The sequence below is a fragment of the Ruegeria sp. K3 genome (assembly GCF_056531845.1).
Window position 1 is genome coordinate 175,901 of the sequence record NZ_JBQFMM010000007.1, and the last position, 12,704, is coordinate 188,604.

Here is a 12,704-nt window from a genome sequence, read left to right on the forward strand (position 1 = left end):
CTAGGAGATATGAAGATGAAGAAGCTACTCAGTGGGGCGGTTGCGGCCTTTAGCCTGGCAGCCAGTGCGACACTTGCTGCGGATGAGGTGACACTGCAATTGAAGTGGGTCACGCAAGCGCAGTTTGCGGGCTATTATGTGGCAAAAGATAAAGGGTTCTACGAAGAAGAGGGGCTGGACGTCACCATTCTGCCCGGCGGTCCTGATATTGCGCCTACACAGGTGATCGCAGGTGGCGGAGCAGACGTTACGGTGGAATGGATGCCGGCTGCACTTGCTGCGCGCGAAAAGGGTCTGCCTCTGGTGAACATCGCGCAGCCTTTCAAGAGCTCGGGCATGATGCTGACCTGCTGGAAAGATGCGGGGATTGCCTCGCCCGAAGATCTCAAAAATCGCACGCTGGGAGTCTGGTTCTTCGGCAACGAATTCCCGTTCATGAGCTGGATGAGTCAGCTGGGAATCGGTACCGATGGCAAAAGCGACAGCGGTGTCGAAGTGCTGAAACAAGGCTTTAACGTCGACCCGCTGCTGCAGCGTCAGGCCGATTGCATCAGCACCATGACCTACAATGAGTATTGGCAGGTCATTGATGCCGGTGTCACGCCTGAAGAACTGGTAACCTTCAAATACGAAGATCAGGGCGTCGCCACGCTTGAGGATGGTCTATATGTGCTTGAAGAAAATTTGAGCGATGCGACCTTCACCGACAAGATGGAACGGTTTGTCCGTGCCTCGATGAAGGGTTGGAAATACGCCGAAGAGAACCCGGATGAAGCCGCCGAGATCGTTCTCGAAAACGATGCGACCGGTGCCCAGACCGAAGAGCATCAAAAGCGCATGATGGGCGAGATTGCCAAGCTGACCGCAGGGTCGAACGGGGCGCTGGATCCAGCCGATTTCGATCGCACGGTTGATACCCTGCTGGCGGGCGGATCTGATCCGGTTATCACCAAAAAGCCTGAAGGGGCATGGACACATCAGATCACCGACGCTGCGCTGAACTGAACCAGCTACAGCAAAAGACGTGCCAATCAAACGCGGCCCCGTCAGGGCCGCGTTCTTAGTTTTGAATGTCGAATTTGTGCCTGTACTTGCTGGCCAGAACCTTTAGTATTTCCCTGTAATTCATAGCATTTTGTCACAGCATACGGCATGAATTGTAGAATATGCAGGGATTTGCATCAGAATTCACTCAGGCGCTCTCGCTGATCCTCGAAGGGGATGCAGAGCTGTGGGCAATTGTGTTGTTGTCGCTGCGTGTTTCGATCTTTGCTGTTCTGATTTCGGCGGTCATCGGGATGCCTATTGGGGCAGCTTTGGCCGTCGCGCGGTTTCCGGGACGGCGGGCGCTGATTATCCTTGTGAACGCTCTGATGGGGTTCCCACCAGTCGTCGTCGGTTTGCTGGTCTACCTGATGTTGTCCCGATCCGGTCCTCTGGGGGTGCTGGAACTTCTCTACACCCCCACCGCAATGATCATAGCGCAGGTGGTGCTGGTGACGCCGATCATGGCCGCACTTACCCGGCAGGTGGTCGAGATGCTGGCCGAGGAGTATTCTGAACAACTCCGCTCGCTCGGCGTATCGCGGTTGGCTTCGATCCCGGTGCTGTTGTGGGACGCGCGTCTGGCTCTTGTCACCGCATTACTGGCCGGGTTTGGCAGGGCGATCGCCGAGGTAGGCGCAGTGATTATTGTCGGCGGCAATATCAATCACGTGACGCGGGTGATGACGACCACGATTGCGCTTGAGACTTCGAAGGGGAACTTGGCGCTGGCGCTGGCCTTGGGTGTGATCCTGATCGGTTTGGCCGTGGCGGTAAACGCGATGGTCAGCGCATTGACCCTGCGGGCCGAGCGGGAAGGGCTGCGCCATGCGTGATGTCGTAACCGAGGTGCCGGGCATGTTGGAGGTCCACGGGTTGCACATTGCACGCGAAGGCAAGGTGCTGCTCGATGTCCCGCATTTGTGCCTGGATGGCCCGGGTCCGACCTTGATCTTGGGTCCAAACGGCGCTGGCAAAAGTCTGTTGCTGCGTTGTCTGCATGGTCTGATTCAACCCGACAGCGGGCGTGTCTGTCAGGACGGTGTTGTGTTGAATGCAGCCCACAAAGCGCGGCAGGCGATGGTGTTTCAAAGCCCCGTGTTGCTGCGCCGCTCGGTCGCGGCCAATCTGGACTTTGTGCTAAAGCGGAAATCGATGCCCCGTGCCTTGCGCAGGCATCGTATTGAAGCTTTGCTGGCCGAAGGTGGACTGGATGGCAAGGCACGTCAATCCGCGCGTTCGCTGTCTGGTGGCGAGGCGCAAAGGTTGGCGATCCTGCGCGCGTTGGCCTTAGACCCCAGGACCTTGTTTCTGGACGAACCCACCAGCGCATTGGATCCAAGCGCCATGCAGATGATCGAGCGGATGGTCCTGCGTGCCTCGGCCCGGGGTGTGCGCATCGTGATGGTGACGCATGACATCGGGCAGGCGCGGCGCCTGGCATCTGACATCGTGATGATGCAGGCAGGGCATGTGGTTGAACATGGGGGGGCACAGCAGGTGCTGGAAACCCCAAAAAGCAACGAGTCGCGCCGGTATCTGGCTGGCGGTCTGGTAACTTGATTAACAGAGATGGAGACTTCGAATGATCCCTGATTTCGTTCGGGCATCAATTGTTGCACTTGGACTGACCACAAGCGCAGGTTTGGCGGAAGAACCCTTTATAGTCGTGCAATCCACGACCTCGACGCAGAACTCGGGTCTGCTGGACTATATCCTGCCAGGGTTTGAGGCTGAAACAGGTATCGATGTACGCGTTGTAGCCGTCGGGACCGGTCAGGCAATCAGGAACGCAATCAACGGGGATGGCGATGTTCTTCTGGTTCATTCCAAGCCCGCCGAAGAGCAGTTCGTGGCAGACGGTTGGGGCGTCGAACGGTTCGATGTCATGTACAATGATTTTGTATTGGTTGGCCCAAAATCTGATCCGGCCGGAATTGCCGGGGGCAACGACATTACAACCGCTTTGACAGCTGTGGCCGAAACGAAGGTACCCTTTGCCTCGCGCGGGGATGACAGCGGGACCCACAAAGCCGAAATGCGCAATTGGGAGGCGACAGGCGTTGACCCGACGGCGGCGTCGGGGACTTGGTATCGCGAGACCGGATCGGGGATGGGGGCAACGCTGAACGTGGCCAGCGGCATGGACGCGTATGCTCTGACCGACCGGGCAACCTGGTTATCCTTCGGAAACCGGGGCAATCTGGAGGTCTTGGTCGAGGGCGATCCGCGCCTGTTTAACCAATATGGTGTAATCCTCGTGAACCCTGAAAAGCACTCCGGCGTTCGCGCCGCTGCCGGGCAAAGGTTTATCGACTGGCTTATCGGCCCTGATGGACAGGCGGCGATTGCGTCTTACACGCTGGATGGTGAGCAGTTGTTTTTTCCAAACGCACAGTAAGTTCGCCTTGGGTTAGCGCAACCGCGATTAGACGACAGATCAGCCACTGGCGCCGTTGTGGTGGATCCGACCCAGATTTGCGAGATCATAGCCGCCTAGTTCATCAGCGCGTTCGGTAAAACGCTCGGATTTCAAAAACTGGGTCAGCGTCTGCATGGGGGCCTCGAAGAAGGCGCGGCGCCAGATTGCAAGGTCCAGACGCTCGGAATGGGTGGGCACGAAACTCAGCCCATACGGGCGCGCCAGTGCACCGAGGCCAAAACCAACCTCTGCCTTGCCGTCACGCAGGGCGGTGGCCAGCTCTTCTTCGGTGCGGGCGCAAACAGGCAGGGTGTTCAGATCATCACGACCCAGACCGTGGGCGTCGAGCAGTGCATCGAACAGACGCTGGCTGGCGGCGCTGTCTTGCCGCAGAATGATCCGTATGCCTTTCAGATCCTGAAACCCCGAGATGTCCGAGGTGCCAGGTGCCAGCAACAGGCCGCGCTGCCGGTTGGCAATCTGGTAGAGGATCACAGGTGCTTCGCCAATCGTGTCGCGCAGGGTCTGAGTGTTGAAGCCTTCCGGTTCGTGGATATGCAAGGCCGCCGCCTGTGCGCTGCGCTCCGCGAGACGATTCAGCCCGTCGAAAGACCCATCATAGTAAGTCGCAAGCCCAGAGCCGCTTTCCCGCAAAGCCCAGTCCAGCAGGGGATCGTGGCTACCTGCCACGATCGGCGGCAGGGGTGGTTCGACGACATCGGGGCCAGAGCGTGAGGCGTTGAGCCACGCTATGATCTCGGTTTTTGGGAACAACAGCTTGCCCATGGCGCGTACACAGGGGATTTCGCCCGAGGATGCCAGATCATAGGCCTTCCGCTCACCAATGCGCAGCAGATCCGCCAATTCGCGGGTGGTCAGGTATTGCGGCATTCAGTCGAGGCGTACAGCCGAACCGGACGTTTTGTCGGCGGCGCTGAAACCGAATTGATCCAGCGTGTAAGGAGCGGCGACAGTGATCACGACCATCGCGGCGACGGCGGTCAGAAAGGCTTTCATGTTCTCCTCCGGCTCAATCCTGCGGTGCGGTGGCGCTGCGCAGGAACGCGACCAGGTCTATCCGGTCCTGTGCTTGCGTGATCCGCTGCATCGGCATCTTTGACCCAGGAATGTAGTGGTCCGGGCCTTCGTCGAAAAGGGCATTTATGGTCTCTTCATTCCAAATGATATCAGAGTCTTGCAGCGTATCCGAGTACAAATAACCGGGCAATGTGCCCGCTTTCCGCCCGAAGATGTCGTGCAAGGTAGGACCCGCACGTCGACCCCCATCCGGCGTCAGGCTGTGACAGATCGAACATTTGCGCGCAAATTGCCGTTCTCCGTTGCCCATCTCGCTTGGGTCTTTCAGAAAGCTGGGTTCGGCAGCGGCCATCTGTTCGCGATCGCCCAGCGCTGAAACGGGCCAGCTGTACATTGCCTCATCAATGCCGCCTGCGTGAAGGTTTTGACCATCGGCAGAAAAAGCGAGCGCCCAAACCGGACCGCGCAGGGTGGCGCGGAAATCTTGTGCAATGCGCCATTCAGCCGTGTCGATGACCATTATAAAGCCCTCACCATCACCGACAGCCAACAGCTTGCGATCGGGGCTCAATGCCATGGCGAGGATCGGGCGCCGATCCAACGTAAAGTCATGTTCTTCTTCGGTGGCGAGGCTCAGGATGCGTGTCACTCCATCGACGGTGCCATAGGCGATCCAGTTGTCATGTGCGTTCAGGACCAATTCATTGATGCCAAAACCATGCTCGATCAGGCGATTTGTTTCCTGACCGCTGGCGACATCCCAGATACGCAACGCTCCGTCGACACCTGCCGAATAAAGCTGCTTTCCGTCCGGCGTAAAAACAACTGCATTCACCCCGCTGCCGATTGGCCCAAGCAGGGTCGGCTCGGACCCGTCCACCGGCCACAGGCCGATGGTGCCATCCCAGCTGGCCGTCGCGATATGAGTTTTCGACGCTGCAATGCCGATAATCTTGCCTTTGTGCTGCCCGACTACATCCCCGCCGGGCCAGCGGCGGAGGGTGAAGTCATCCCCGGCAGAATAGATTGCAGTGCCATTGAAAACGACCGAGTTCACTGCCGCTTCGTGCCCTTCCAGCCATTCCGGTGTCTGTCCGGTCCAGAGACCGACCGAATTGTCGAAACTGGCCGTTGCGATACGCCCATCCGGCGCCGAAGCGATCCCCATGATCGGCCCGCCATGGCCTTTGAGCGTGAAAAACTCGGACCAGGCGGGCAGGGGGGTCAAAACAAGCGCAAGAGCGAGCCAGCGCATCTATTCTGCAGGTGAGGCCGATGCCTTGCCAGCCTCTTTTTCTTGCACCTCTTCCAGCCACAGCGAGTGGTGCTCGCGTGCCCATTGTTCTTCGACTTCACCGGTGCCCATGGCGTCAAACGCACCCTCCATGCCCACCGAGCCAAGGTAGATATGGGCGATGATGATGGCGATGAACACGTAGGCGACCATGACATGCCAAACTTGGGCATATTGCATCTCTTCCTGCGGTGACATCTGCACTGGCAGGTTCAGACCCAACGCCTGCGGAATACCTGTCGAATTGGCGATTGAGAAGGTTTTGGCGAACATCGGCAGCTCGAACGGGAATAGCAGCGACAGGCCTGACAGGCTGATAGAGACACCCAGTAGAATGCAAGCCCAGAAGATTATCTTTTGACCCGCATTGAATTTCTTGGCTGGTGGATGGCTGTCTTTGGTGAACAAGCCCCCTCCGGCGGCCAACCATTTCAGGTCGGTCTTGTTGGGGATGTTATGGGCAATCCAGTTTATGGTGATGATTATCAGACCCAACATGAAGGCCCATGCGAGGTTGTTGTGAAGCCACTTGCACCCTTGCGCGATAGTGGCGAACCCTTCTTTGCCAAAGACCGGGATCAAGAAATCGCGGCCATAAAGGGTCAGCAGGCCTGTGATGCCGAGCACAAGGAACGACCCGGCAAAGAGCCAGTGACCGAAACGTTCGAAACTATTGAAACGAAGGACCGTGCGGCCGGTTTTTTCTCCGTCGATGCGGATTTTTCCTCGGATCAGAAAGAAAAGCACAATAATCGCAAGCATTCCGCCCAGAATGTAGGTTCCATATTCACGCAACGGGCCAGTTCGGAAGTTCAACCACCACATGCCGCCGTCTTGAATCAGCACGCTGTCCGCAGGTCCCTGGGATGAAACGGTGACGTCCGCAGATCCGTAACGCAGCGCGCGGTAGACGTCACTGTCAGAGGCAACACCATGGGTGCCGAACTGTCCCAGCAGGCCTTCAACATTGCCCTGACCGGTGTTTTCAGACCTGTAGCTGTTGTCGACCTTCTCGCCACGCTGGCGGGCCAGAATGTCCTCAAGCGTGGTCGCGCCGCCGGTTGTAGACCGGTCGGTCGAATCCGCAGGGGCGGCCCCCTCACTGGTTTGAGCGCCCGCAACTTGGGTCAGCGTTAGCGAAAGCAGGAAAGCGATGAATAAGCGCAACATCGGAACCTCAATAAAAATCCAATGCAGGATGACCCACATCTGCGGGTCATCCGTTTTGCTTTAGTAGACGGGGTCAGCCGTCTTTCTGATCGTAGGCCGTGCCCCAACCCCAAGCGCCCGAACCAAATCCGCGCGCGACGACACGCTCGCGGTAAATAGCCGAGACCACGTCGCCATCGCCGGCGAGCAGGGCCTTGGTAGAACACATCTCGGCGCAGATGGGCAATTTGCCCTCTGCGATCCGGTTGCGACCGTATTTGGCGAACTCTGCGGTCGAGTGCGTTTCCTCGGGGCCGCCAGCACAGAAGGTACATTTGTCCATCTTGCCTCGCGATCCGAAGTTGCCCGCCTGCGGGTATTGCGGCGCGCCGAAGGGGCACGCATAGAAGCAATAGCCGCAGCCAATGCACAGGTCCTTGGAGTGCAGGACGACCCCTTCTTCGTTCTGATAGAAGCAGTCGACCGGGCACACCGCCATGCAGGGCGCATCCGAACAATGCATACAGGCCACCGAGATCGAGCGTTCACCCGGATTGCCGTCATTGATCGTCACCACCCTGCGGCGGTTGATGCCCCACGGCACCTCGTGCTCGTTCTTACACGCGGTTACGCAGGCATTACACTCGATGCAGCGTTCAGCGTCGCAGAGAAACTTTGCTCTAGCCATTATCGTCCTCCTTACGCTGACCAGATTTTGCAGAGAGTCGCTTTGGTCTCTTGCATCTGGGTCACTGAATCATAGCCATAGGTCTGGGCGGTGTTGGTACTTTCACCCAGCACATAGGGGTCTGCACCGGCAGGATACTTGTGCCGCTGGTCTTCGCCCTGGAAATGGCCGCCAAAGTGGAAGGGCATGAAGGCGACACCGGCGCCGACTCTGTTAGTCAGCATCGCCATCACCTTGACCTTGCCGCCCTCAGGACCTTCGACCCAGACCTGTGATCCGTCCCGAATACCAAGGTTGTTGGCATCGCGCGGATTGATCTCGACGAACATGTCCTGCTGGAGCTCAGCCAGCCACGGGTTCGACCGCGTCTCATCGCCGCCACCCTCATACTCGACCAGACGACCAGACGTGAGGATTATCGGGTAATCCTTTGAAAAGTCGTTCTTTTGGATCGACGCATAAAGGGTAGGTAGACGATAGGCCTGACGGTCATCGTAGGTTGGATAGTCCTCCACCAGATCGCGCCGGTTTGTATAGAGCGGCTCGCGGTGCAGTGGGATCGGATCCGGGAAGGTCCATACGACCGCGCGTGCCTTTGCGTTCCCGAAGGGCGCACAGCCATGGGCAATCGCGACCCGTTGGATACCGCCGCTAAGGTCGGTTTTCCAGTTGGTCTCTGGTCCCGCAACGGCGTCGATGGCCGCACGTTCCTCAGCCGTCAGGTCACCGTCCCAGCCAAGATCCATCAGCATCTGCATCGTGAATTCCGGATAACCATCCTGGATTTCCGACCCAACGCTATAGACCCCTTCGGCCAGCAGGTTGTCACCATCCCGTTCCACGCCGAAACGGGCGCGGAAGGTCAGGCCACCTTCGGCCACCGGTTTGGACATATCATACAGGTTTGGTGTCCCCGTATGACCCATCTCAGCCGTTCCCCAGCAGGGCCAGGGCAGACCGTAATACTCGCCGTCGTTGGGGCCACCAATGGCTTGCAGCGTGGTTCTGTCGAACGTGTGCTGGTTGGCCATATGGCTTTTCAGACGTTCCGGCGACTGACCGGTATAGCCAATTGTCCAAAGGCCGCTGTTGAACTCACGCGTGATGCTTTCAACATTCGGGGTTTCGGGATCTTCCATCTCGATATTGCGGAAGAACCGATCCGCCCAGCCGAACTTGTTGGCGAACTTGGCCATGATGACCTCGTCCGGCAGGCTTTCGAACAGAGGTTCGACCACGCGGTCCCGCCACTGCAGCGATCGGTTCGAGGCCGTGACCGAGCCACGGGTTTCGAACTGCGTACAGGCGGGCAGCAGATAGACGCCATCGGTGCGGTCATGCAGCACGGCCGAGACGGTGGGATACGGGTCGATCACGACCAGCATGTCCAGCTTCTCCATCGCCGTCTTCATTTCCGTCATCCGGGTCTGCGAGTTGGGCGCGTGGCCCCACAGAACCATGGCGCGGACGTTGTTGTCCTGATCCATGTTAGCTGGGTCTTCGAGAACACCGTCGATCCAGCGGGAAACCGGGATGCCGCGCTCATTCTGCAGCGGTTTATCCTTGCCTTCCTTATCCTTGATCGTGGCGAACTGGCCTGCAAGCCACTCGGGCTCTTCACCCCAGACTCGTGCCCAGTGACCCCATGCGCCTTTGGATAAGCCATAGTAGCCGGGCAGGGTGTGGGACAGAACACCAAGGTCCGTCGCGCCTTGCACGTTGTCATGGCCGCGGAAGATGTTGGTGCCACCACCCGAGGTGCCCATGTTGCCAAGCGCAAGCTGAAGCACGCAGTAGGCGCGAGTGTTGTTGTTGCCGTTGGTGTGCTGCGTACCACCCATGCACCATACAACGGTACCGGGGCGGTTGTTCACCATGGTCCGTGCGACGCGGCGCAGCTGCGAGCCGGGCGTGCCGGTGACACGTTCGACCTCATCCGGGTTCCACTTGGCAACCTCTTCACGGATTTGGTCCATCCCCCAGACACGGGTGCGGATAAACTCTTTGTCCTCCCAGCCGTTGTCGAAGATGTGCCACAGGATACCCCAGATCAGCGCAACGTCTGTGCCGGGGCGGAAGCGGACATATTCATCCGCATGGGCCGCGGTGCGCGTAAAGCGCGGGTCGCAGACGATTAAAGGCGCATTGTTCTGCTCTTTCGCGCGCAGGATATGCAGCAGCGAGACGGGGTGCGCCTCGGCCGGGTTACCACCGATGATGAAGATGGCCCGGCTGTTGTGCATGTCGTTGTACGAATTGGTCATGGCGCCGTAGCCCCATGTATTCGCAACACCCGCGACAGTGGTCGAGTGGCAGATACGGGCCTGATGGTCCACGTTGTTCGTGCCCCAATAGGCGGCGAACTTGCGGAACAGATAGGCCTGTTCGTTATTGTGCTTCGCAGACCCCAGCCAGTACACGCTGTCCGGCCCGGATTCTTCGCGGATGCTCATCATGCCATCGCCGATCTCGTTGATCGCCTCTTCCCAGCTGATGCGCTTCCACTCGCCACCTTCCTTTTTCATCGGATATTTCAGGCGGCGCTCGCCATGGGCGTGCTCGCGGACCGAGGCCCCCTTGGCGCAGTGTGCACCCAGATTGAATGGGCTGTCCCAGCCGGGTTCTTGCCCGATCCAGACTCCGTTCTGTACCTCGGCAACGACCGTGCAGCCGACCGAGCAGTGAGTGCATACGGATTTGATATTCTCAACGGCGGTGTTTGCCGCTGTCTGGGCACTGGCGGGCGTCACGGTTCCACCCGTGGCGCTGATCGCGGCAAGGCCGCCGATCGTCAGGCCCGAGCCACGCAAGAATGCGCGGCGATCGACGGTTTTCTCGCCGACCTGGGACAGGATACTTGTCCGCTGGGGGCGTCTCGCAACCCCGTTGGTCTTTTTCCTAAGCATTTCTTTCCTCCCTTGCTGGCCATGTAACCCATGGCTGGCTTGGTACTTCGCGAAACCGACTTCAGGGCCAATCGCAACCGTCAGTCGGGTATGACTACGTCCGGGTCAGAACCGGGCGCTGTCGAGGTATGCGCGCGTGTGCGCGGTGTCCTGCATCCGGGTTTCGTCCGTCGGCAGTTCGGCTGCTTCGGCTTTCCCAGACAGGCTGGCGGCGGCTACAGCAGCGGGCGCTGCGGTACCGGCCAGTTTCAGGAAGTCGCGGCGGGTTGCGCCTTCTTCCTTGGTCTTGCTCATGGGCTCCTCCTGTCCCAATTGCGGTTTGGTGCCTAAAGGCACCGGCGAATGGCGGGCTAGGCCGCCGTCATTCGAAAGGCTTCACGTTCGATCTCCATGAACACCCGACCAGCCGTGCCGACCGAGGCGTAGAGAACCGAGTTCTCGGCACCTTCCAAATCCGAATAGAAATGCGCGGCCCAGGGCCCGATATGTTTGCTCCAGAACGCCTTTTGATCTTCCAGCGTGGCGGGCGCGCCGAACCGACCGACGATCATGCCCGCCATCATTTCCATTAGCGAGGCGATGTTGTCTTCGGGTTCATAAACATTCTTCGCCCGGGTGATGCCCCGCGCGGCCATGTCATTGCGCAGCTGCGCCAGGGGTTTTTCGTTCAGAAATCCCGTCAGGTAGAAAGAGGCATAAGGCAGCAGTTCGCCTCGGCCCAATCCGATGAACAGTGCGTTGAATTCGCGCTCTGCGGCGGCAGGCTTGGTCACCTTGGCCACCCGTGCCATTGCCTGAATGGCCTGACCTAGAACCGAGTCATCACCGCTTAGCCCGGCCATCTGATCCAAAAGCAACTGATCGGGTGGACCGGCCAATAGCAGGCCAAGAAAATTATAGAAATCCGCACGCAGACGATCCTCAGTCGAGATATCCAATGTTTGCGCGTTGTCTGCGGTCATAGAGTTATCCTTCGAATTCGAATTTCATACGGCGTGGAGCAGGGGGGAGTTCGATTTCCTCTGGCTCTTCCATTTCAACCATCTGTGGGGCTTCCGGTTCTGGTTCGACGGCGTTGATCGGTTCTTCACCTGACTCGATCGCCTCGGGCATGTCAGCTTCTGTTTCTGCTTCGGACACTTCTGCCTCGGCAGCGAGCGCTTCGACATGCGCCAACATACCCTTGCCAACCTGATACGCGGTCTGGATGTTCTCAATCACGCAGGCCGCATCGGTATAATCCTCGCCGTAATCGACCAGCCCGTCGACATTGGCCAGAACAGGATTCAACCGCCATAGGCGCCGCAAGGCGCGGCGGCGCAAACGGTTAGGTACAGCTTTGGCCATGAAGCCCGAGACATCATCGCCGGCTTCCAGCGTGTCGGGATCGGGCAGATCAAACTCGGCCAGAATTTCGGCGTCGCTTTTTTCCTCCAACTCAGCTTGCCGCGTTGTGATAATCTGTTCCTCTGCGGCCAAAGCTTCTGCTTCGGTCTCGGCCTGAACGGCGGCCTTGCGGCGGGACCAGAAATCGCGGGCCTGGGTCATTGCAGCACCCGACGCGGAGCCCGGTAGACATCTGAATCCTGCCGGATTCGTGCATCGCCCTTGCCGTCTTCCACCAGATCGGTGCGTTTCTTGTCCCGTTTACGTTTTATGAACACCTCGTCCTGATGATGCTGCAGGGTGAAATCGCGGAGCCATGCAATCAACCCTTCGGTCATCGGAATCTTCTCAACGATCTCTTCGCCGGTATCCGCATAATCCTGACCCTCGAACGGTGAGGCGGTGATCAATACGGCATTCAGGGGTGTTTCGCCTTTCAGCTCATCCCGCAAAACCAGGTACAGCGAAGGTTGACCGTCCGACAGGTTGACCATGTAGGCTTCGGTTTCATCGGCCCACAGGGTGAGGGGCAGGGTGGCTGCATGGTATTCGATGGCCTCACCTTCACGTCGCAACTCTTGCCAGTCGGCAGGCTTTGCACCTGGCAAAACAGCGACCGCGCGCCAGTTCCAACGCGCCCAGCGTGTCACCCCGGGTGTTCTGCGCACGACGACGCCAATTGTCATTTCAGTCCGGCTTGCGGCCTTGGCCACTGGCTCCTCCCCGGAAGGCTCTCCCCTGCCTTCCATTGATGTACTATGTTACATAAATTGGCGA

14 protein-coding genes are annotated in these 12,704 nt (G+C 58.6%); 4 read left to right on the forward strand and 10 right to left on the reverse strand.

Annotated features, from left to right (window positions below; translation table 11 throughout):
• Nucleotides 1-15: 15 nt before the first annotated feature.
• From ACR0MP_RS14150 to ACR0MP_RS14165, 4 genes are all read left to right on the forward strand, one after another.
• Nucleotides 16-1,005, forward strand: a complete 990-nt coding sequence (locus ACR0MP_RS14150) for an ABC transporter substrate-binding protein (protein WP_480886044.1) — start codon at nt 16-18, stop codon at nt 1,003-1,005.
• A 161-nt stretch (nt 1,006-1,166) separates the two neighbouring features.
• Nucleotides 1,167-1,880 (forward strand): ABC transporter permease, encoded by a 714-nt coding sequence (locus ACR0MP_RS14155; protein ID WP_170421167.1) that lies wholly within the window; start codon nt 1,167-1,169, stop codon nt 1,878-1,880.
• Entirely contained in the window at nt 1,873-2,607 is a 735-nt protein-coding gene (locus ACR0MP_RS14160; RefSeq protein WP_170510881.1) for an ATP-binding cassette domain-containing protein, read from the forward strand. Before ACR0MP_RS14155 ends, ACR0MP_RS14160 begins: the two co-directional genes overlap by 8 nt.
• 22 nt (nt 2,608-2,629) lie before the next feature.
• On the forward strand, nt 2,630-3,445 hold the full coding sequence (locus ACR0MP_RS14165) for a substrate-binding domain-containing protein (protein ID WP_170735241.1): 816 nt from the start codon (nt 2,630-2,632) through the stop codon (nt 3,443-3,445).
• A 39-nt stretch (nt 3,446-3,484) separates the two neighbouring features.
• Here ACR0MP_RS14165 and ACR0MP_RS14170 read toward each other — a convergent pair whose 3' ends face one another.
• The 10 genes from ACR0MP_RS14170 to ACR0MP_RS14215 all read right to left on the reverse strand — a co-directional run bounded on the left by ACR0MP_RS14170 (nt 3,485) and on the right by ACR0MP_RS14215 (nt 12,640).
• On the reverse strand, nt 3,485-4,357 hold the full coding sequence (locus ACR0MP_RS14170; protein ID WP_170405158.1) for a helix-turn-helix transcriptional regulator: 873 nt from the start codon (nt 4,355-4,357) through the stop codon (nt 3,485-3,487).
• The gene (locus ACR0MP_RS14175) at nt 4,358-4,483 is read right to left on the reverse strand and encodes a hypothetical protein (protein WP_255612119.1); all 126 of its coding nucleotides are present in this window, start codon (nt 4,481-4,483) and stop codon (nt 4,358-4,360) included.
• 13 nt (nt 4,484-4,496) lie between these two features.
• Nucleotides 4,497-5,759 (reverse strand): c-type cytochrome, encoded by a 1,263-nt coding sequence (locus ACR0MP_RS14180; protein ID WP_170405161.1) that lies wholly within the window; start codon nt 5,757-5,759, stop codon nt 4,497-4,499.
• The gene (locus ACR0MP_RS14185) at nt 5,760-6,968 is read right to left on the reverse strand and encodes a formate dehydrogenase subunit gamma (RefSeq protein WP_170405163.1); all 1,209 of its coding nucleotides are present in this window, start codon (nt 6,966-6,968) and stop codon (nt 5,760-5,762) included.
• A 73-nt stretch (nt 6,969-7,041) separates the two neighbouring features.
• Nucleotides 7,042-7,635, reverse strand: a complete 594-nt coding sequence (fdh3B, locus tag ACR0MP_RS14190) for a formate dehydrogenase FDH3 subunit beta (protein WP_037307340.1) — start codon at nt 7,633-7,635, stop codon at nt 7,042-7,044.
• 11 nt (nt 7,636-7,646) lie between these two features.
• Nucleotides 7,647-10,541: a formate dehydrogenase subunit alpha gene (locus ACR0MP_RS14195; protein ID WP_170393362.1), complete on the reverse strand. Its 2,895-nt coding sequence runs from the start codon at nt 10,539-10,541 to the stop codon at nt 7,647-7,649.
• A 105-nt stretch (nt 10,542-10,646) separates the two neighbouring features.
• Nucleotides 10,647-10,835: a ubiquinol-cytochrome c reductase iron-sulfur subunit N-terminal domain-containing protein gene (locus ACR0MP_RS14200; RefSeq protein WP_170393361.1), complete on the reverse strand. Its 189-nt coding sequence runs from the start codon at nt 10,833-10,835 to the stop codon at nt 10,647-10,649.
• A 56-nt stretch (nt 10,836-10,891) separates the two neighbouring features.
• Nucleotides 10,892-11,503, reverse strand: a complete 612-nt coding sequence (locus ACR0MP_RS14205) for a molecular chaperone TorD family protein (protein ID WP_170405167.1) — start codon at nt 11,501-11,503, stop codon at nt 10,892-10,894.
• 4 nt (nt 11,504-11,507) lie between these two features.
• The gene (locus ACR0MP_RS14210) at nt 11,508-12,089 is read right to left on the reverse strand and encodes a DUF3306 domain-containing protein (protein WP_170393359.1); all 582 of its coding nucleotides are present in this window, start codon (nt 12,087-12,089) and stop codon (nt 11,508-11,510) included.
• Nucleotides 12,086-12,640 carry a DUF3305 domain-containing protein gene (locus ACR0MP_RS14215; protein ID WP_170393358.1) on the reverse strand — a complete coding sequence of 185 codons (555 nt, stop codon included), beginning with the start codon at nt 12,638-12,640 and terminating at the stop codon, nt 12,086-12,088. Before ACR0MP_RS14215 ends, ACR0MP_RS14210 begins: the two co-directional genes overlap by 4 nt.
• Nucleotides 12,641-12,704 lie beyond the last annotated feature (64 nt).